16 protein-coding genes are annotated in these 19,869 nt (G+C 48.5%); 2 read left to right on the top strand and 14 right to left on the bottom strand.

What is annotated here, in order from left to right:
* Positions 1 to 194: 194 nt before the first annotated feature.
* The 13 genes from MHI06_RS04930 to MHI06_RS04870 form a co-directional block, all read right to left on the bottom strand.
* A complete protein-coding gene (locus MHI06_RS04930; protein ID WP_340400668.1) occupies positions 195 to 2,042 on the bottom strand; it encodes an IucA/IucC family protein in 1,848 nt (615 codons plus the stop codon).
* Entirely contained in the window at positions 2,002 to 3,357 is a 1,356-nt protein-coding gene (locus tag MHI06_RS04925; RefSeq protein WP_340400667.1) for a type III PLP-dependent enzyme, read from the bottom strand. The genes MHI06_RS04930 and MHI06_RS04925 overlap by 41 nt, the downstream gene beginning before the upstream one ends.
* The gene (locus tag MHI06_RS04920; protein ID WP_340400666.1) at positions 3,354 to 4,130 is read right to left on the bottom strand and encodes an aldolase/citrate lyase family protein; all 777 of its coding nucleotides are present in this window, start codon (positions 4,128 to 4,130) and stop codon (positions 3,354 to 3,356) included. Before MHI06_RS04920 ends, MHI06_RS04925 begins: the two co-directional genes overlap by 4 nt.
* Positions 4,127 to 6,106, bottom strand: a complete 1,980-nt coding sequence (locus MHI06_RS04915) for an IucA/IucC family protein (RefSeq protein WP_340400665.1) — start codon at positions 6,104 to 6,106, stop codon at positions 4,127 to 4,129. Before MHI06_RS04915 ends, MHI06_RS04920 begins: the two co-directional genes overlap by 4 nt.
* Entirely contained in the window at positions 6,081 to 7,868 is a 1,788-nt protein-coding gene (locus tag MHI06_RS04910) for an IucA/IucC family protein (protein ID WP_340402052.1), read from the bottom strand. Before MHI06_RS04910 ends, MHI06_RS04915 begins: the two co-directional genes overlap by 26 nt.
* The gene (locus MHI06_RS04905) at positions 7,846 to 9,261 is read right to left on the bottom strand and encodes an MFS transporter (protein WP_340400664.1); all 1,416 of its coding nucleotides are present in this window, start codon (positions 9,259 to 9,261) and stop codon (positions 7,846 to 7,848) included. Before MHI06_RS04905 ends, MHI06_RS04910 begins: the two co-directional genes overlap by 23 nt.
* Positions 9,262 to 9,272: 11 nt before the next feature.
* Positions 9,273 to 10,628, bottom strand: a complete 1,356-nt coding sequence (locus tag MHI06_RS04900; RefSeq protein WP_340400663.1) for a diaminobutyrate--2-oxoglutarate transaminase — start codon at positions 10,626 to 10,628, stop codon at positions 9,273 to 9,275.
* Between the two features lie 68 nt (positions 10,629 to 10,696).
* Positions 10,697 to 11,722 (bottom strand): hypothetical protein, encoded by a 1,026-nt coding sequence (locus MHI06_RS04895; protein WP_340400662.1) that lies wholly within the window; start codon positions 11,720 to 11,722, stop codon positions 10,697 to 10,699.
* 541 nt (positions 11,723 to 12,263) lie between these two features.
* Positions 12,264 to 13,085 (bottom strand): ABC transporter ATP-binding protein, encoded by an 822-nt coding sequence (locus tag MHI06_RS04890; protein WP_340400661.1) that lies wholly within the window; start codon positions 13,083 to 13,085, stop codon positions 12,264 to 12,266.
* A 13-nt stretch (positions 13,086 to 13,098) separates the two neighbouring features.
* The gene (locus MHI06_RS04885) at positions 13,099 to 14,142 is read right to left on the bottom strand and encodes an iron ABC transporter permease (protein ID WP_340400660.1); all 1,044 of its coding nucleotides are present in this window, start codon (positions 14,140 to 14,142) and stop codon (positions 13,099 to 13,101) included.
* A complete protein-coding gene (locus tag MHI06_RS04880) occupies positions 14,139 to 15,152 on the bottom strand; it encodes an iron ABC transporter permease (protein ID WP_340400659.1) in 1,014 nt (337 codons plus the stop codon). Before MHI06_RS04880 ends, MHI06_RS04885 begins: the two co-directional genes overlap by 4 nt.
* 97 nt (positions 15,153 to 15,249) lie before the next feature.
* Positions 15,250 to 16,263, bottom strand: a complete 1,014-nt coding sequence (locus MHI06_RS04875; RefSeq protein WP_169483120.1) for an iron-siderophore ABC transporter substrate-binding protein — start codon at positions 16,261 to 16,263, stop codon at positions 15,250 to 15,252.
* A 358-nt stretch (positions 16,264 to 16,621) separates the two neighbouring features.
* On the bottom strand, positions 16,622 to 17,080 hold the full coding sequence (locus tag MHI06_RS04870; RefSeq protein ID WP_340400658.1) for a hypothetical protein: 459 nt from the start codon (positions 17,078 to 17,080) through the stop codon (positions 16,622 to 16,624).
* Between the two features lie 162 nt (positions 17,081 to 17,242).
* On the opposite strand from MHI06_RS04870, the gene MHI06_RS04865 reads away from it, so the two are divergent.
* A complete protein-coding gene (locus MHI06_RS04865) occupies positions 17,243 to 17,830 on the top strand; it encodes a hypothetical protein (RefSeq protein ID WP_169483122.1) in 588 nt (195 codons plus the stop codon).
* A 246-nt stretch (positions 17,831 to 18,076) separates the two neighbouring features.
* Here MHI06_RS04865 and MHI06_RS04860 read toward each other — a convergent pair whose 3' ends face one another.
* Positions 18,077 to 18,835, bottom strand: coding sequence for an SDR family oxidoreductase (locus tag MHI06_RS04860; RefSeq protein WP_091034565.1), 759 nt, complete (start codon positions 18,833 to 18,835; stop codon positions 18,077 to 18,079).
* A gap of 419 nt (positions 18,836 to 19,254) precedes the next feature.
* Here MHI06_RS04860 and MHI06_RS04855 point away from each other — a divergent pair, with 419 nt between their 5' ends.
* The gene (locus MHI06_RS04855) at positions 19,255 to 19,848 is read left to right on the top strand and encodes a TetR/AcrR family transcriptional regulator (protein WP_340400657.1); all 594 of its coding nucleotides are present in this window, start codon (positions 19,255 to 19,257) and stop codon (positions 19,846 to 19,848) included.
* Positions 19,849 to 19,869: the final 21 nt, after the last annotated feature.

The raw sequence follows: 19,869 nt of genomic DNA, 5'->3' as shown, positions 1-19,869 counted from the left end.
CATCAGTCTCTTTCCTGTACCTCCATTTCACAAGATTTTTTAGCCAGAATGATGAACGTTTTATCCCTCCAAGCATTTCAACTCTCAATGATAACAAGCCAAAAAGGCAACCCATCAAACGGGTCACCTTCTAGATCCATCCTTTAGCACGCCACTTCTTCTCTATACACTCCTACACCAACACTACTCAACCTCTATCCCTTGTAAAAAGGGTTCCACCCTACGCCTTTGCCCGATGGCATCGCGCCAGGCACCCCATCCGCTTCAAGCAGCGGACGGACAACTAACTTCACGGGCCATTCCTCGCTCTCAAATATCGCATGAGCGAGCGCGGCCCGGTCGGATTGGGGAAGCTGCACATGTTGCAGCGCTTCCTTCCAAGCCTGCTCCGTGATCTCCCATAACTTCGTTTCCGGGATGTGATACACCTCGCTGAGTGCCTCCATGATCGCAGCCAGATTCACCTGCGTCCCCAAAGATTGCACATAGAAAATCAGCTTCTGAATCGTCTCGTTATACAAGCTGTTCGAGTAGCCTGGGCGAATATGATAAGCAGGGTCTGCGATCCCATGCTTGTCCAGATAAGGCTGATGCAGACGCACGGAATCATGATCGCGGAACAAGAGACCTTTTACCTGATTATCTCGTAACACCAGACAACAGTTCTGACCATGAATCTCAGGTACAACACCCACCTTGAACAGACGCATCACGATATCATAAAACGTCGTAGCTATACTGGCATAAAAGTCGAGAACATTCGTGCTGCTCAGATCATCACCCAGAATGTCCTTTAATAGATGGTTACCTTCCAGATTCACACCCAGTGCAGCCATTGGAATGACTTTGTAGGCTTCATTAAGCAATTCAGCGGGATACACACGAATCTGTGCAGCCAGATGGCGTGGATGATCATCGAACAGTCCCATGGATTCTGGCATAAAGCCCCACCAGTTCTGCTCTTCGCACATGAACACCTTGTCCTTCAACGTCTCGTCACACGCAACGGCCTGTCGGAGCATCCGTTCCCCAGCAAGACCATTCAGCAGCTTGACTACGGGAAGATAGCGAGCAGCCCCCAGTGACAGCACACTAACCGGTAGCTTGAGCATCAGATTAGATTCGGTTGACGGAGCCATCGAGCGTAGAGAGGATGTTGCCTGTACGTCGCCCACTTCTAGGTCCAATACGACAATGCTGCCTTCTTCGATCTCCCCAGTGAAACGGGGCAGAATCATATGCTGCAATTGCCACGGATGTACAGGCATCGGCAGATATTCATCCAACGTGATCCCTTTTTGGGCAAACTCGGCTTCCACCACTCCGCGCTGAACATCGTCTAACACGTCCAAAATGGACAGCCCATCTTCACACCCTTGCTGCACGGCATCCAGCCGTATAGCCACCCAGCGCAGCGAAATCGCCTTCCCGAATTCCGCTGCATAGCGTGTTACATCTTCTGCGTTGAATCCCACCTTGGCTTTGGACGATGGGTGAAATGGACGATCCCGCAATGCCGCAACGCGCTCACCCTTGATAAACCACTCATAAGCAGACGCCGGGACATTGGCGGACAGATACTGGACTTGTTCCCAGCCCAGAGCATACTGCTCCACAGCAATGTCGAGACTAGCAAGAAACTCTGCCACTCCGGGCTGCGTATAAGCCTCATCCGACAAAACCTTCTGTAACACCGCACGTCCAACCTCTACCGGAGAATCAAGGAGAACCCAGATTCCATCTGCTTTCTCCTCATAGATCGGTGAACCCTGAACCCATTGAGTCCCCTGTCTCACCCCTGCTTCAACCAGACACAGTACACCTTGAGTGTGTAATCTATAGCGAGAAGCTACATTCTGATTATGCTCTTCGCTGTCATATCCCTTGTACAATCGACGGAACGGTGCAGGGGCCGCGGCAAAATCAATGAACGAATACCCTTCCAGTGGAAGCAATTGCTCCGACAAGAATGAATTCATCAGATCAGCCATAATCCCGCGTTCAGCGGCTTGCAGACTGGAACGCTTCATCAGTGTTGACATGATTATTGTCCTCCGTTAGATAATGGAATGCCGGGTGCGGATGCCCCAGAAAATCATGATGCGAAATGGTCCAGCAATAAGCTCCAGACTTTTCAAATACAACAATGTCTCCTACCCGTAGCAGCGCTATCTCCGCATCGGAATGCATGCGATCCTTCGGTGTACACAGCTCACCTACGATATGGACTCGACCATTTCCTACCTCTGGTCGGTCAAATGAATGCTTCCATCGGTCCGTCTCCATAATTTGAAACGGGTGGTTATGTCCCCATGAAGCAGGCAAACGATTGTGGTGCGTACCTCCCCTTAACACAGCAAAATACTGATCATGAGAGGTTTTGATATCCGTAACCTCTGCGGCGTAATACCCGTGGTCTGCCACCAGCAGTCGACCCGATTCAAAATACAGCTGGCCTCCGCGTGAAGCAAGGCGCTCTCTGGCTTCACTTTGCTCCAGCAGAGAAGTGAACAAGGGCCAGTCGAATCCGGGACTACCATCATACGTGACACCGAACCCACCTCCTGCATTCACCACTTCCACAGGAAGATCATACTGCTGCTGCCACTGCTCCACCTTTTGCAAATACAGTTCGATCATCTCGGCATGCAGCCTGGCGTCCATATTGTTGGACAAGGAGTGAAAGTGGAACCCGCTTAACCGAACTAAACCCGCGCCTTCCACACAAATAAGTTCGATGGCTTCTTCCACCGCCTCTTCATCGATTCCAAAAGGACTCGGCCCACCGCCCATAACAATCTTCGTCCGAGGTAGCGTACTGCTTCGCAGGTTTATTCGGAGCAGAATGCGAACCTCCTGCGCTTGCATCCGTTCCTCGCCGTACGCTTGCATATATCCCTGCTCCGATTTCCGGTTCCATTCTTGCTTTTGCTTGCTCCCCTCCACCTGAACATGCTCCTTCTCTCGCTCTTTCGCAATCGCGATGATGCGCCGCAGCTCCAGCAAACTTTCCACATGGATGTAACTCACGCCATTCTCGATGGCTAGCCTCAGCTCGCTCTCCTTTTTACCCGGACCACCGAACAGAATCGGAACTGCTTGGCTTACAGCTCTAACCTTGAGCAACTCTCCAATTGAAGCCACTTCAAAGCCCTTCACCAATGGAAGCAACGCCTCAATGATCCGCGGATCTGGATTCGCCTTAATGGCGTAGAACAACTGTGTGTTCCCAGGCATGCTGTCTAACATCTGACGTACCTGTTCCTGAATGCCAGCCAGATCATAGACGTAAGCACATACCGGGTCTTCCGTCCCGCATTGCAGTTCATCAATCGCATGCCATACACTAGGTTTCATATCTGCCCACCCGCATTCCTGTAGTCATTCCGTTTTTGGGCATATGCCCGAAACGCCGTATTCCGATCATCACCAAGCACGTATATATGTACTCCCCGCTCAGCCCAGAGCGACATGTCATCCACGCCTCTAGTGACCGTAGCATAAGGTACTTCGCACTGATGCGCGATAGCATGCAATTTATCCAGCGCACGTCTCACATCTGGGTGCTCGGTCTGCCATGGCACGCCGAGGGATTGCGACAGATCTGCCGCCCCTTCCAATACAAAGTTCACCTGAGGGTGAGACAGAATCTGTGCACTTTGCCGCACGCCCTCCGCACTTTCGATCATCGGTACAACCATCACTTGTTCATTAGCTTCCTCGATATATCCCGTGAGCGGATATTTACCGAATACACCGGGACGACCGCTATTCAAGCTCCGCATGCCAACCGGATGATAGTAAGCGTGACGAACCGCTTCTTCCACCTGCTCCACTTGCTCGACATGCGGAATGACGATCCCTTGTGCGCCACAGTCAAGCACTTTAAGAATCTCCGCTCGCTCCACCTTCGAAATCCGAACCAACGGGGTTAAGCCGACCAGTTCCGCTGCACGAACCAACTCTTCCACCGATTCCATCGATGTTGCGGCATGTTCCAGATCAATAATGACAAAGTCATACTCCGCATGGCCGATCATCTCGATGATGACCGGATGCGGAATGGATACAAAAAGGCCATACACTGGCTGTTTACGTGCAATCTTTTCCTTCAGCGTGTTAATCCTCATTCGACGATTCCTTTTAATTCGGGTGTTCCCTGTGATTCAAGTGCATCCTTTGATATCTTGAGCGGATTGCTCGCCTTGCGGAAATATAACTCTCCATCCCCATACAGACGGCGCTTCGTCATCTCTTCGATCAGTGCATCTTCGGCAAAAAGGTCAAATGCAACGAACCGTTCCATATACTCCGGGTGCTGCTTCTGATAATCTACAATTACATCTGCGCACAGTTGCCAGAACGCTTCTTCGGACAATCCAAACTTCTCCAAAGCCAACGCAATATCTGTCATACAGATAAAGAAGAATGCGTCATACGTATAATCGCGGACTTCCGACACATCTCCGGCATAGATGAAGGAATACCGATTGAATTTACGGTGAGTTTCTGGCTCGGGGTTCAGCTTCGGTGCCCGTTCCGGGTGCAACAGTTGATCCGGTACGTAGCGAACACCATCATGCAGATCCTTGATAATGATTCGTTTCGGTAGATCATCTTCCAGCACCAAAATGATATTCTGAGCATGAGATTCCAGCGCAATCCCGTGTGCATAGAGCAAATGAATAATCGGCAGTGTAACTGTGCGAACAAGGGCCTCGCTCCACTTTTCCACACCATGTCGTTCTACAGCATTCTGGATAAACGGAACACCATCCGGCTGCACCAACATCAGTGCATTCAGCGGCCACGCCGTCTCGCCTTCCTTCAGATGAACCGATACATTCTCCCGCCAGATCGCACCGAGTGTGCCGTAGGCCCGTCCATACTGCGTTGCAGGCAACTGCTCATAACGGAACGACAGTCCCATGATTTCTTTTAAAATGGCAAACTGCGCCTGCTGCAACAGCTCATCTTCACGAACAAGTTCATCCAGCCAATCGCTGATCAGTGGCGCGTTCTGGGTCGTATGCTGTGCCAGAATACGTGTGCTCGATGTGTTGGTGATGCTAAGGGCCAGCTTGATGTAAGGTGCCTCCGGATTTACCCGGTTCGAGAGCGAACGAATCGATTGCTGTGCACGATAGGGCGAAGACGATGGACCAAGATACACGATGTCCCCATCCATGCGCTGACGGGCAAATACCGATTCCAACTGATGCTCCCATTGCCATGGATGAACTGGAATGAACACATAGCGATCATCCGCGTCAGAACCTATTTCCCCATCCACCTTGCTGTCTTTGCTACCAACGCTCGAGCCTATTAAGCTATCTTGAACAGCTGTTATTTCACCAACCTCGGCACTGCTACCAAGCTGATCTGCACTCGCCGCATATGCCTTGACGTTCTCGCCCGTGTCCGTACGACCTTGTTGTTGTAGGATCTGTTGAAATCGCTCTACGTCCTCTGCGGTCAGATGCTGCCCCACCAATTCTTCAGAGGTATACCCCGTGGATACAGCGGTCTGAGCCAATTCTTTTTTCACAGCAACCCAGACTAATGCAACCTCCGAGTTAAATTCAGGGCCATAGGCCAGATTGTCTTTCAAAGAAAATCCCAGTCTCGACTTATAGCTCGGGTGGTACAAATGACCGTCGGTCATGTGACTTTCGAGCGCATCATAATGCCGATCTTCACTCGGAATGTTCAAGGGTAATATTGCTCGGCACTGACTGTCCTTTGCCATCGTTTCGAGCAGTTCCTGGATAAAAGCCGTCACGTTTGCACCCTTTAATGCGTTCAGCACGATTTCCTCCAAAAACAGATCCAGATCGGTGCAGGAAACGCCTTCCCTCTGAATCGATCCCTTCTTCACCTTCACCCGACCAAATGAAAACTTTCGCTCCGCTTCACACGTGTACGCTACAGAATCGCCGGAAGATGTAAGGCCGCTGGTTCTCCACTCGCTCCCACTTACATGACTGTCCAAGATGCCTTCAAACCACATCGCCTCCAGCGTCTGCCGCATGATCCGTTCTTGTACACCCACGTATACTGCTTCTGTCCTGCCGCCTGCTTCAGCCTTGTATCCCACGACTCCCACGCACTTCACTCCCTATTCGTTTCATTACATTGCTCACCGGCACGTAAGCCGGGGTCTGACTGATCCCTCTTAGACAACTCACCAAATTTTGTTTGGCCAGAAATGCATCCGTCGTCAGCAGATGTCGCACATATGCATTGCCCGTTCGTTCCAATTCATCTACAAGTACTTCACGTACCTGCTTCCAGAAATGCTCCTCCGGGACGTTCACATCTCGCGCCATGGCATGAATCAGAGACCCCAGATGATTAACGATAAAATAGTACGATGTCCGCGCCCAAGCTTTCTCACGCGAATAAAATAGTAAATCGGACACTGCACGTTCTTGCTCACTTATAAGTTCCTCATCCACACTGACCCCTTCCAGATCGCGGACGATAAAATCAACAGGCAACCCATCCTTTAAGGTCACAAGGGTATTCTGCAAATGAGCTTCAAAATGAATGCCTTTCTCACCCGCCGCCCGTACAATCGGCAGTAGAGAACATTGCAGATATCGATCCAGCCAGCGCTCAGCTATGTCACGGTCACCGCACAGCAACGTCATCAGCCGCGATCGCATCCCTGGAAGCGGTGCCTCAACTAGACTGGATAAGACATACGTATTCGCAGGGTCGAACTCAATGGGCCGATAAGCTACCGTAAACAGACTGGTTAACTCTTCATCATCAAAGGCACATGTCGCTACGCCTGTCTCATACGCAATATGCGTGTTCGGTTCAGCACCGAAACAGTCATGCTGGCTGACGTACTTAGAGGCATCCAGTGTTCTGCGCATCTGCTCGGCACTATTGGTGCGAATCATGTTCGTGATCTGCATGTTCAGTGACAGCTTGATATTGCAGTTCCATGCCGGAATATAAACCGTACGGACCGAAGAAGTTGGGTAGACGGTAGGCCCCGCATTGCCGAGCAGAATTAATTTTTGATCTTGAATATAGTGCTGTACCTCGGACAACCGTGATATGTACGCGTATTGCCATGGATGAACAGGCAGCAGCCCATACATCCCGCTCTTTTCTTTTAAAATCGGCTCCACATGGCTCCGCAGGAGATTATGCAAATCCATTACCGCCTCGTCATCCACCCATTCCTGCACATAAACATCCTTCCTTACGGCGATATAACAGAGTTGAAACGATGTCCGTAGCTCCGGACTGTACTTCTGAACATCCTGCTCGCTGAAGCCTTTGGAGTTCTTCGGAAACGGATGGAACGGATGACCATACAACAGTGACTGTTCCGATGTCCGATAGTCGTGGATGTCCAGACCGGCTGCTTGTTCGATATACAACGTGAGGTTGCCCACACTGTTATCTACCTTTTGTGCAAAATCTCTGGCATACGCCGCCTCTACATGATTCGTATTCTCGCCCTTTAGATGTGCAAGATCCACCTCAAGTGAACGCTTCATTTCCATAGAACTCTTCAGTATTCCATGTGGATCCGAACTCGCTCCCTGTTCCCCATTCCCGCTTAGCTCAGATGTGATCCAGCGAACTAGGTCGCGATAATGCACGGTTTCCCCGCCAGATTGCATGCTGAGGTATTCATGCTCTCCCATAGCAGAGTAATAGGCCAATTGTCCCTTCACCGTCACCCCGCTGGCTTGAAAAGCAACAGCGTACGTCAGCGTATTCGGATTGATCGGAATATCGCTTTCCTTCTCTAACGCAAGCTCACGGATGTAACAGTTCAGCAACAGCTTGCACGAATGTTCATGGGCCTGCTGCTCAGCCTCAGACCGGAGCTTGTTTTCCATCTCGAACAATGATGCCAACCTTCTTTCGGGTTATAAGTAAGACCAGGGGAAGTGTAAGCAGTATGGCGCAGCCAAGTCCGATACAGATCTCTTTGAGCGCTCCCCATTTGGCCATCTCCATGGACGTTCCTGCCCCGGCAAGCCATTGCCAACGCATATCGTAATACAGGGTCATGCCCATCACCGCAAACGAAGAAGCCAGCCGCTCAATCGTGGTCGATAACACCGACCCTTCGTGCATGTCTTCGTCCGGTAATGCTTGTAAACCGATAGCAGAGATACTCATGCCTGACAGGCCAACGCCAATTCCCCGGCACGCCATGAGTATTCCGATGATCCAGATTGATGCTCCCATGGGCAGAACTGCAAACGACAAGATCGATATCGACACCAACAACGTGCCCCATGCGATAAAATGCCTGGACCGACCGCGATCCAGCAAGCTGCCGCCAATCCACATGAACAGACTTGTACAGATCGACAAGGGAATGAACAGCGCACCGGACAGGGCCGGCGACAGGTGGAAGACGTCCTGGAACAACAACGGCAATGCAAAGATCACACCAAACATGACACAATCCTGAATGGTCGAGATCAATACGGTCAGCGGAAAGACGGCATTACGCCGCAGCAACTGGTACCGGATCAGCGGTTCCTTGCGACCGTTCTCGGTCTGGACAAAACGAATGAGCAACACCACACCGAGCGCAATCAGCAGCCAAGGTACCCATACTGCCACGACAGGACTTGAATACAACTGCACCCCCAGACTAAGGGCACTTACAGCGCCGATCAGCATCATGACACTGGATGGATGCCATTTTTTCCTACGGGCAGGAATATAGGTCTGAATGACTCGACCGCACCCGATGAATGAAAACACAGCCAGTGGCACATTGAGCCAGAACAACATTTCAAGCCGCCCATACTGAATGATGAAACCACCCAGCGTTGGCCCGGCAGCCGGAGCCAGCATAAGCAGTAAGCCCCACGCTCCTGTAATTCGTCCCCGCACCTCTGGTCCATATACATCAAACAACAGCACAAGCGATAACGGAATCATCAACCCTGCCGCGACCCCATGCATGAAACGGACCAGCAACAGTACTTCGATGGAGTGATAAAACAACGCACCTGCCACCGAGAACACTCCATAGATGGTGATGCCCAGCATATACGTCTGCTTACGGCCCAGTCGGTCCACGATCAGGGAAGCCAGCGGCATCGTTAACGTCATAGCCAGCATGTACAGCGCGATGATCCATCCGCCTGCTGTCGTAGAGATCTGATAGTATTGCACAAAATAAGGCAGCAGCAGGTTAAATGCACTGTTGGTCAGCACCAGAGAAAAAGCACCGATCAGAATCGCGAGTAATACTGCATGCCTCTTCATCAGGGACAGCTTCAGCATGCGGCCGTTGCTAGGGCAATCGCTTCAGCTACCGATTTCTCAAAGATCGCAAGGATCGCGTTCGATTCTTGCTCTGTAATATTCAGAGGCGGCAGAAAACGAACAACAGCTGAATGACGCCCACCCAGTTCCACAATTAATCCATTCTTGAAACATTCACGCTGAATGGACTCAGCCAGCGCACCATTAGGCAGATAATGTCCAAGACGATCCTTACGTCCTGCTGGATCAACCACTTCAACGCCAATCATCAACCCTCTGCCCCGCACGTCACCAATCTGTGCATACCGTTCTTTCAATGCATTCAGTTGATTCATGAATTGCTCGCTACGCAGATTTACGTTGTGCAGGATATCCTGTTCCCGGATAAAACGAAGTGTGGCAAGTCCCGCAGCCATGGCTAGCTGATTGCCACGGAACGTACCTGTGTGTGCACCAGGCTGCCATTGGTCCAGCTCTTCTTTGTAGATGACGACAGACATCGGCAAACTTCCGCCAACTGCTTTGGAGCAGATGATTACATCGGGTATGATTCCGGCATGTTCAAATGAAAACATCCGGCCTGTCCGTCCAATGCCCGTCTGCACTTCATCGATGATGAGCGGAATATTTCGCTCTGCTGTGATTCGGCGTAACTCCTTGAGCCATTCGATATCTGCCGGAATCGCCCCGCCTTCGCCCTGTACGGTCTCTACAATGACCCCACATGGTGCCGCAATACCGCTCTCACAATCATCGAGTAAGTTTTCGATATACTGTGCGCTTAATTGGGCCGTCATGCCTTCACCAACACCAAATGGGCAACGGTATTCATAAGGAAACGGCAGGAAATGAACATCCGGCAGCAGGCTTTGCAGATGCTGTTTCTTGCTCAGATTGCCACTCATCGACATCGTCGCTTGGGTTGAACCGTGATAACCACCTTGAAAGGCAAGAATGGACTTGCCACCTGTGGCATGTTTGACCAGCTTAATGGCTGCTTCTACGGCATCCGCTCCGGTTGGACCACAGAACTGAATCTTGGCTTTATCTCGCATTTCTTCCGGAAGGATGGAGAATAGTTCTTGCATATATGAAAGCTTCAGCGGCGTTGCCAAATCCAGTGTATGTAGCGGAATCTGCTGATCCAGAACATCGCGAATGGCGTTGACCACCGTGTCATGGTTATGTCCCAGCGCCAATGTTCCTGCACCAGCCAGACAGTCGTAAAATACGCGGCCTTCCGTATCGGTAATCTTCACCCCATGGGCCTTGCTAATGACAAGCGGGAAATGTCTGGGGTACGATCTTGCATTGGATTCCTTCTCATTTTGCATCTTCAGATATTCCATCTGCACTTCTACTGACATAGCCCTCTAACGCTCCTTATAATCGATTCAGGCTGAACTTGCTGCCTGTGATTCTGCTTATACACCTTTTATCCGTTGTTATACGTCTTATATTCGAGTTGCTGCTGACAAAGGTATTCCAGGTATAACCGAACCACATCACGAGTTGTTCCACCATGGGGAAAGACGTGGTGTGTCAGATCTGGCAAGGCGTTTACTTCTAAGATACCTCCCTGATCTCTGGAGATCGGGGTGCGGATATCACGACAACGAACATCGACTCCTGCTACATCGATCTGAAGAGTCTTTGCCGCCTGAATGATCATTCGCGCATTCTCGGGATGAATGATTTCGGTACAATCCTTGTAGAATTCACTGATTTTTCCGGCGGCTGAGTTACGGAGATCGTATAGCTCGATTTCTTTTCCGGCGGCAGGCACTTCATCCAGTGTTATGCCTTCTGCTCGTAATACCTCCAGCAGACGTTCAGCTTCTGCATTAACCTCGGGAAATGCTTCATACTCGCCAATGTGCGTCATCTCGATTCGATCCTGATTCAACTGCTTGATTAACGCCCGTATGGTTGAAGTCCCGTTTCCCTCAACATAGACAGGTCGATACTCATTCACAGCCGCCACTTCACCGTTAATAATCAGCACTCTGTAATCGATTCCAGTCACATATTGCTGCAACATTATGCTGCTGCCGTGGGCACTCGCAAGACGAATGGCTGCCTCCAGTTCATCTTCGGTACGTACATCCAGCGTCACGCCCATGCTGCTGCTCGCATCCAGCGGTTTCACTACAATAGAGCCATGCCTTTTCAGAAAATCTGCTGCTTCGCTTCCCATCTCCGGGATCACGATAAATGACGGTACAGGCATGCCCTGTTCATGCAGCAACTTATTGCATGCCTGCTTGTTCTTCGCGAGCAAACCAGCAATTAACGGCAGACGATGAGATCTGGTTTTGTTAATAATGATCTGCTTGTCCCCTACAGACAGCTTCAGAAAATCTTCGCATCCCTCAAGAAGTGGCTCACAGGTGATGCCCATTTCTCTCGCTTTGCTTATAATGAGTCGGTTTTGCAGATTATGAATCCCTTTCGGAAACACTGAAAATCCTCCTCGATCGAATGAAGGTACTCGCTCCTATATAGGTTGAATTAAAGATTATTTACGCTGACACTACAATGACAGAACAACCTTCCAATCGCTGTTATCCCCAGATTTTTTTGATTCCCTTTTCTCAAGGGAAAAATCCGGGGATAAAGGCGAACGCTTCGCTTTTTCAGGTTTTTTCTGTCCTCTCCGTTGCATGTAAATGATTAGTTCAACTTATATTGCTCATACTTTCATCAATTTTTATTGTAATTTAATATTGATAATGATTATCAATATCATACAAAATCTATTTTATGGCAATTCGAGCTATATTGTCAATAATAAACTTTTAAGGAAAAATAAGATTGAATTTAGCGTGGATTTGAGTCGATGTAGGTATGCTTTTATCGAATAGTAGGCACAACAAACCGGGCAAGCCTGGGACATGGTTTACCAACGGCTTGCCTAATTTGTTATCTGCATGCTCATGCAATGGAGTTGATGTGGATGGTTGAATCATTATTGAAGTAATCAAAAGCGGACTTTTTGATCCTCAAGCCAGTTGTGTATAACGCTGTTCCCCATTCAGCTTCCTTCCTCTTCCATGTGGGATGCAAGTTGGTGTGCCAAACAGCGGATCAACAGCAATCTCACATTCCATCTGGAAAACCTTACGGACCATCTCTTGTGTAACGATATCCTCCGGTTTACCTTCTGCGTAGATGGACTTGTTGTGAACAGCCACAATGTGATGCGCATACCGACACGCGAGGTTCAGATCATGAAGCACCATGACAATGGTACGTCCTTCCCGTTCGTTCAACTCGAACAACAGATCAAGGATATCAATCTGATGTGTCATATCCAGATAGGTTGTAGGTTCATCCAGCAGCAGCGTTTCGGTGCCCTGTGCGAGGGTCATCGCAATCCAGGCACGCTGACGCTGTCCACCGGACAATGCATCCACAGGTCGATGGGCGAGTTCTGTCAGATGTGTTGACTCTAGCGCCAGTTTGACCATACGCTCATCCTCTCGGGACCATTGCTTCAGCCATGTTTGATGTGGATAACGACCTTGCTTAACAAGTTGATTCACCGTCAAGCCTTCCGGAGCGGTCGGACCCTGCGGCAAAATGGACATGCGCCTTGAAATCTCTTTGGTCGGCAGCTTTGCAATCTCTTCGCCATCCAGTAGCACGGAACCTGAGCTGGATTTCAGTAAACGGGCCATTGTGCGCAACAACGTGGATTTGCCACAGCCGTTGCTACCAATCAGGACGGTGATCTGCCCCTTGGGAATGGTCAGGTTTAAATTTTCAATAATGGGATCTGCTCCATAGGAGATAGTAAGCTCCTTGGCTTCCAGAATACTCACGGCTCTCTCCTCCTCAAACTTGATTTCGATTCTTGAACAACAGATACAGGAAAAATGGTGCGCCTACGCCTGCGGTAAATACCCCTGCGGGAACATCAAGCGGTAGAAAAGCTGTGCGGGCAATCAAATCTGCGACGAATACGAGCAAAGCCCCGACCAGTCCGGACACAATCAGCATACTGCCAAACATCCGTCCAACCAGCTTCCGGGCAATATGTGGAGCGATCAGACCCACAAAGCCAATGGTTCCGGCAACCGCGACGGCGATTCCCGCCAGTAGTACACTGCATAACAACAACGCTGAACGATGCCGTTGAACAGTCACACCCAGCCCCGTAGCCAGATCATCCCCGAACTCCTGTGCATTCAGGCTGCGGGCGAACCAGATCGCCAGAGGTATAACAATTACGATAACCGGAAGAATGGTTCGGACATCGGTCCACGATGCTCCGTATATACTTCCGGTCAGCCAGATATAGGCTTGACCTGCCGTGTAGAACGGACTCAGGATCAGCATAAAGGTTGTTCCTGCTCCGGTAATGGCCGATACTCCAATCCCGATCAGCACCAGGCGGATCGGACTGACTCCTTTTTTCCAAGCAAGCACGTAGATGATCAATGCCGTCACAAGCGCACCGGCGATGGCGAACAGTGGTAGCAGCTTGATGCTCACCGCACCGCCCAGCAATGTAACAAAACCTACAGCCGCAACAGCTGCACCGCCAGTGATACCAATGACATCCGGTGAGGCCAGCGGGTTACGGATAATGCCTTGCAGGAGCGCACCTGACATGCCGAGGGCTGCACCTACGAGCAAAGATAATAACACTCGTGGCAGTCTCAGGGTCAGCACGACGAAATCATGCTCTCCTGCGTTCAGACCGAATATCGTTCTGAGCACATCCAACGGAGATATAAAGTCACTGCCCACACTGGTCCCGACAACCCCTGCCACGAGGAACAAGAGGATACATATGCCGATGACAACCAGTGATTTTCGTTCCATTTGCACCGAGATGGTGTCTTTTTTGTTGCGGAAAGTCAACATTTTCCTCATATTTTCGTCACTCCCTTGCGGGCGATATATACGAAGAAAGGTCCGCCAATCAGTGCAGTCATGACACCGAGTGGAACTTCCTGCGGCATGATCACCAGTCTTGCAACCACATCCGCGGACAGCAGCAGAATCGCTCCCCCTACAATAGAGTAAGGAACGAGCCAGCGGTAATCATTGCCCACCAGTGCACGCATGATATGCGGGACAACCAGACCGACCAGCCCGATCGAACCGGCTACGGCAACCGAACCACCCGCCAGCAATACCGTAACCACTCCCATGAGCACCTTGACCAGAAGTACATTCTGTCCCATGCCTTTGGCGATATCATCACCCGTCAACAGCAGATTGATGGCTCTGCCCATGAACAAAGAGACAATAGCTGCGGCTGTCATGTACGGGAGAACAGGATATAACATTTCCAACGTCCGACCACTTACTGAACCGGCAAGCCAAAACAGTACATCCTGCAATCCGGTTCCATCCAGCACCAAAATGGCCTGTGTGAACGAGGCAAATAACGCGGAGATTGCCGTACCCGCCAGTACAATTTTGATCGGTGTCAGGCCATCACGACCGAGAGAGCCCAGCGCATATACAATCGCCGCGGCAACCGCAGCTCCTGCAAAGCCAAACCACATCATGGTGGTGAGCGAGGATACGGACAATACAACGATGGCAATGACAATAAAAAAGATCGCACCTGCATTGATTCCAAACACACTCGGTGATGCAAGCGGATTACGTGTTAATGCCTGCATCAGTCCACCCGCCACGGCCAAACTTGCACCAACGACAGCAGCAATAACCGTGCGTGGCAACCGTTCCGTCAACAGAACCACATGTTCTACCGAGCTCTCATCATAGAATTGCAGCGACTCCCATGCCATCTGAAACGTGATATGCGTGCGTCCCAGAATCATGCTGGCTAGGCAAGCAATTAGAAGTAATATGAATAAACCAGCCAGTCCATAGACTTTGGCACTTGCCTTCGTAAAAAGGGGAAACATATTCTCACTCTTTCATCTGTAAAATGACAAAAGACCTGCCTGCCCATACACTTCGTTAACGAATGTCCTGGTGCATGGCAGGTCCTGCTCCTGTTAGTTAGTTCAGGTTGAACTGCTTATATAGATCGTCCAGCATCATGTTGGCCGATGTGTATCCACCTGCCATGTTCCAGGCCACTTCATCGACCTGAATCAGTTGGTTGTTCTTGACTGCATCAAGATTTTTCCAAAGAGGACTGCTGGTCCAATCATCATAATTTTTCTGAATCGCATCGGTTTCTGTGCCTGAATTAAAGTTAAAGATCATGTCCGCATTCATATCCGGAATGTTTTCTTTGGAAGTCAATTCAACTCCCCATGTGTCTGCATCATGTCCAGCAGGTCTGGTGAACCCAAGTTCATTCAGAATCTTACCTGCGTATCCCATGTAGAAAATACGGACCTGATCGGCTCTAAAGTTCGTAATGGTTGCTTCAATTGGCAGACGATCACCCATTTTCTCTTTGAAATCAGCTACACGGCCATCCCAATCAGACAACAGTTTATCCGATTGCTCAACCATATTCATCGCTTCACCAGTCGTCTTCACGGTTTCTTTCCAGTCAAACAACGTTTCCGTCACTACCGTTGGGGCGATCTGTGACAATTGCTCATAGATCTCTTCATGTCTGATCTTCGTAGCAATGATCAAGTCCGGCTTCAACTTGTTGATCTCTTCCAGATTGGGCTGGGATTCCTGACCCACTTGTGGAACTCCATCCAGGTCTGCTCTCAGATATTCATAGACTGGCTGCTGAACCCATGATTCGACAATACCTGTCGGTTTCACGCCAAGTGCAACAACCACATCATTCGCACCCTGGAACAGTGTCACGATCTTTTGCGGGGTTCCCTTAATTGTGGTTTCGCCCATAGCATGTTTGATCACTCTTGCTTGATCATCTGTTGTACTACCCGATGTACCGCTTTCATTATTACTTTCATTACTACTTGCTGCCGTACTGGACGTATTCGTTGTCTCAGCGCTTCCACCTGAAGCACAACCAGCAAGCAGTGAAATCATCAGAATAAGTGCTGCATAAATATATAACTTTTTCTTTACCTTGAACATGTAACCCGACTCCCCTTTTCTCTGTAAATGATATTGAATCTCATTATCAATTGTATTGTAATAGAGATGAATCCATTATACAAGCATTTTATTTGGAAAAAGTTCTCACGTCATGTCGAACTTTGTCAGGTACATAAATAGCTTTAAACAAGGAACTTTCGCCTACATACATATAATATAAGTAAATATAATCTACACTTCGTAAATACATATATGTAATTTTTTTGATACTATTTTTTGAATGAATTGAAAACACCTCACCGTAAATACCTCTACGGCAAGGCGTCTTCAACTTTGCATAATTAATCATAATCACTTATAAAAAAACTCCAACAATCCGTTTAATTATAGCTGGTAGTCAGCCATTGAACGGGTGTCCATACAAGCTGTCCGCACCGGCACCACCGCTCGCATTCAGTTTCGTCTGCCAGTCAGCTGGGTCAACTGCATCGTAGCTATAAGGTAAGGATGCAAATCCGTTCCAAGCTCCAGCTGCTGGGCCTGGTGCCAGTGGGCTTTTGGCATCCTCACTTCCCCCTCTATAGCTTGTTCCATTCCATACGTATACCGTATCAATCGCCTTGATTTTCAGCGTGTAATGACTCTTGGACACACTCACTTTATTGTTTCTCAGCGGGTCCTGTACGCCAATAATGACGGATTTCTCCAACAATACAGCGCCACCCTCTGTAGATATTGCTCCATTACTAGTGATTCCAAAATGATATCCTTTAGCTGAGATCGCTTTGGACGTACTCGATGTAATCTTCTTTTTGATCTCCCAAGTATCGGCATTATCCAAAACAATATTGTACACATGTACATTACCTCCACGTACACGTGGCATGCGAATATGCAACAGCATGAAAGGATATGAAAAAACCATATTACTGTAAATGGATACCTGTAATTCCTTGTCGTACTATGTTAGATTATCCATTGGAATAATATCACATATATAGACAGGGGAAATTGTAACGTGAAAAAATCTTGGGTTCTATCCATTATTATGAGTTTTGTTTTGCTTGGTGGGGTATTCGCACCTGCAGGGTCCTATGCCGCTGCTGCGGATGACTCAACCACTACATATTCGGAAGACGAATACTATGAAGAAATTGACACGTCAGAACAAGAACCGGAACGGGAACTTACAGCCGAAGAAGAAGATTTCCTGAACTATCTGGATCTACTGGATAGCGCAGCGGTATATGAGGAGAAAGCCTTCAATGCTTTGGGAAGTGGATTTTACATTACATCCTCCAATCGCAAGTCCGTTTTCCTGAAACTGACCAACACAGCGATTCCTAATTACACCAAATATGTATCCAAGCTGAAGCTGATTAAACCGCAAAATAAAGAGCTGCAAAAAATCCATGCCAACTTGATCAAAGGTAGCTATACACAGCTGGAAGGATTCCAACTCGCTAAAAAATCTGTCTCCAAAACAACGGTAAACAGCGCTGTCCTCAAACAAGCTAATGCCAAAATTGCTGCTGGTAAGAAAAATATCGAAAAGTATCAAAAAGAACTAGCTGCCTACTCCTATAAGCTTGGTTATGAATTTTAAAAAATAGTAACCGCAGCTAATATTTAAGGAAGAACAGTGTTTTCTTATGCTGAAGTCTATGCTGCCGAAAGGCACAACCTCGTGAAAAATTGAGGTTGTGCCTTTTTTTCGTTTATGGCCGCATTGACCTGAATTTCATCATCAGACGAGATTAAAAAAAGAAGCCGCAATGTTCATGCGGCTTCCTTGATGTTCCTGACTGTACTCACGATTTCCATTTTCCATACTCGACTGCACTTGAATGGATTAGTAAGAGCTCCAACCAGCATCTGCTGTAACGACCGTTCCGTTCACGAAGCTGGACTCGTCCGATCCGAGGAACAGAGCCACTTTAGCAATCTCTTCACTCGTCCCGATACGTGGGTTAATTGCCATGCCAAGCTGTTGCCGCCCTGCACCGAAATGACTAATCCCTGCCATGGATGTGCTGATATTGGTTGCCACAGCTCCTGGAGCAATCGCATTACAGCGAATGCCTTGCTCAGCATACATGTACCCTGTATTTTTGGTGAAGCCCACGACCGCATGTTTGGAAGCCGTATAGGCTGCTCCTGCACGTCCGCCGTGTAGACCACCTGCCGAAGCAATGTTCACGATAACACCTTTTTGTTTTTCCAGGAAGATCGGCAATACTTTACGCGTTGTCCGCATCACACTGGTCGTGTTCACAGCGAACAATCTCTCCCACTTCTCATCCGTCACATCTGCTGCCGGCTCCATGCCATCCATAATGCCCGCATTGTTAATCAGAATATCTACTGTTCCGTATGTGCTCACCGTCGTATCGATCAGGTTTTGCACATCTTCTTCTTTGGCTACATTGGCCAGAACGACAATCGCTTCTCCGCCCTGTGCCTTAATATCATTCACTACCGCTTGTGCGGATTCTTCGTTAATATCCGATACGACTACTTTCGCGCCCTCTTGAGCATACAACGTGGCAATTGCTTTCCCCATACCTGAACCAGCACCTGTAACAACTGCAACTTTATCTTGAAGTTTCATTCCATGTATCCTCCTTTGTGTATTCGTTTACAATAAGTTAACAAACAAATGTTCATTAACTCCTATCCTTAGTATAATAAGTCATAGCGTTTCACTTCAATCAGTAAAAGCTTGTCCAGTTGTACGTTAAACAACACTTATAAGCCCGAATGTACTTTAATTAATAAAGTGAACTATATAAATTGAACTAAACATTTACACGAAACGGAGAGAACAGAAATAACCTGAAGAAGCGCAAGCGTTCGTCTAAAAGTTTTCTGGAAGAAAGCTGCATCGGAAGCATATGCTATCCCCGGATTTACCATATATAATAGGAATTAAAAAATCTGGGGATAACAGCGATCGGAAGGTTGTTCTGTCATCGAAGTGGCCAGTGTAAATATTCATTAGTTCAACTTATATAGCAAGGAGGAAAATAGATGTCTGAAACTCTGAATTCGATGGACCGAAGAATCAAGAAATCAAAAGCTGCACTGAAAGATGCTCTCATCCATTTAATGCAAAAACATCCCTTTAAAGAAATATCGATTACGGATATTGTTCAGCGAGCTGACCTAAATCGGGGAACTTTCTACAGACATTATCAGTACAAGGAAGACCTGTTCAACGAAATCATCGATGATGTGATTCAAGATTTGGTGACTTCTTTTCGCAAACCTTATCAGGATAAGGAAGAGTTCGAGGTCAATCTGATGCCATCTTCCGCAATTACCATATTTGAGCATGTGCATCAGCACGCACAATTTTATACGCTGGTTGTGAAATCCGAAGCTTCATCCAACTTCCAGCGCATGATCTGTGATGTTCTTCGGGATCTCGCCTTACAGGATCTGAACCATATCTTCCCTCCGCACATCAACCATGAAATATTGGCAAGTTACCAATCTCATGCGATATTCGGCATGATTATGGAGTGGATTCGTCAGGAATTCAAGCACAGCCCCGCCTACATGGCCGAGGAATTATTTAAGATCATTCATTACAAGCCTGACAATGTCGTGTTGAGAGACTGAAATTTTGAATCGCCTTACTTC

Origin of the sequence: Paenibacillus sp. FSL H8-0079, assembly GCF_037991315.1 — a bacterium.
In the GTDB taxonomy this organism is placed as follows: domain Bacteria; phylum Bacillota; class Bacilli; order Paenibacillales; family Paenibacillaceae; genus Paenibacillus.
Note: the sequence above shows the minus strand (reverse complement) of the source record. Positions and strands in the feature narration are given on the sequence as shown.

What these genes read in the sequence shown, in the direction of transcription:
- MHI06_RS04900 (WP_340400663.1), bottom strand. Translation starts at nt 10,628, where the DNA reads ATGTCAGTAGAAGTGCAGATGGAATATCTGAAGATGCAAAATGAGAAG.
- MHI06_RS04860 (WP_091034565.1), bottom strand. Translation starts at nt 18,835, where the DNA reads ATGAAACTTCAAGATAAAGTTGCAGTTGTTACAGGTGCTGGTTCAGGT.
- MHI06_RS04930 (WP_340400668.1), bottom strand. Translation starts at nt 2,042, where the DNA reads ATGTCAACACTGATGAAGCGTTCCAGTCTGCAAGCCGCTGAACGCGGG.
- MHI06_RS04855 (WP_340400657.1), top strand. Translation starts at nt 19,255, where the DNA reads ATGTCTGAAACTCTGAATTCGATGGACCGAAGAATCAAGAAATCAAAA.
- MHI06_RS04910 (WP_340402052.1), bottom strand. Translation starts at nt 7,868, where the DNA reads ATGGAAAACAAGCTCCGGTCTGAGGCTGAGCAGCAGGCCCATGAACAT.
- MHI06_RS04905 (WP_340400664.1), bottom strand. Translation starts at nt 9,261, where the DNA reads ATGAAGAGGCATGCAGTATTACTCGCGATTCTGATCGGTGCTTTTTCT.
- MHI06_RS04880 (WP_340400659.1), bottom strand. Translation starts at nt 15,152, where the DNA reads ATGTTTCCCCTTTTTACGAAGGCAAGTGCCAAAGTCTATGGACTGGCT.
- MHI06_RS04875 (WP_169483120.1), bottom strand. Translation starts at nt 16,263, where the DNA reads ATGTTCAAGGTAAAGAAAAAGTTATATATTTATGCAGCACTTATTCTG.
- MHI06_RS04920 (WP_340400666.1), bottom strand. Translation starts at nt 4,130, where the DNA reads ATGAGGATTAACACGCTGAAGGAAAAGATTGCACGTAAACAGCCAGTG.
- MHI06_RS04925 (WP_340400667.1), bottom strand. Translation starts at nt 3,357, where the DNA reads ATGAAACCTAGTGTATGGCATGCGATTGATGAACTGCAATGCGGGACG.
- MHI06_RS04885 (WP_340400660.1), bottom strand. Translation starts at nt 14,142, where the DNA reads ATGAGGAAAATGTTGACTTTCCGCAACAAAAAAGACACCATCTCGGTG.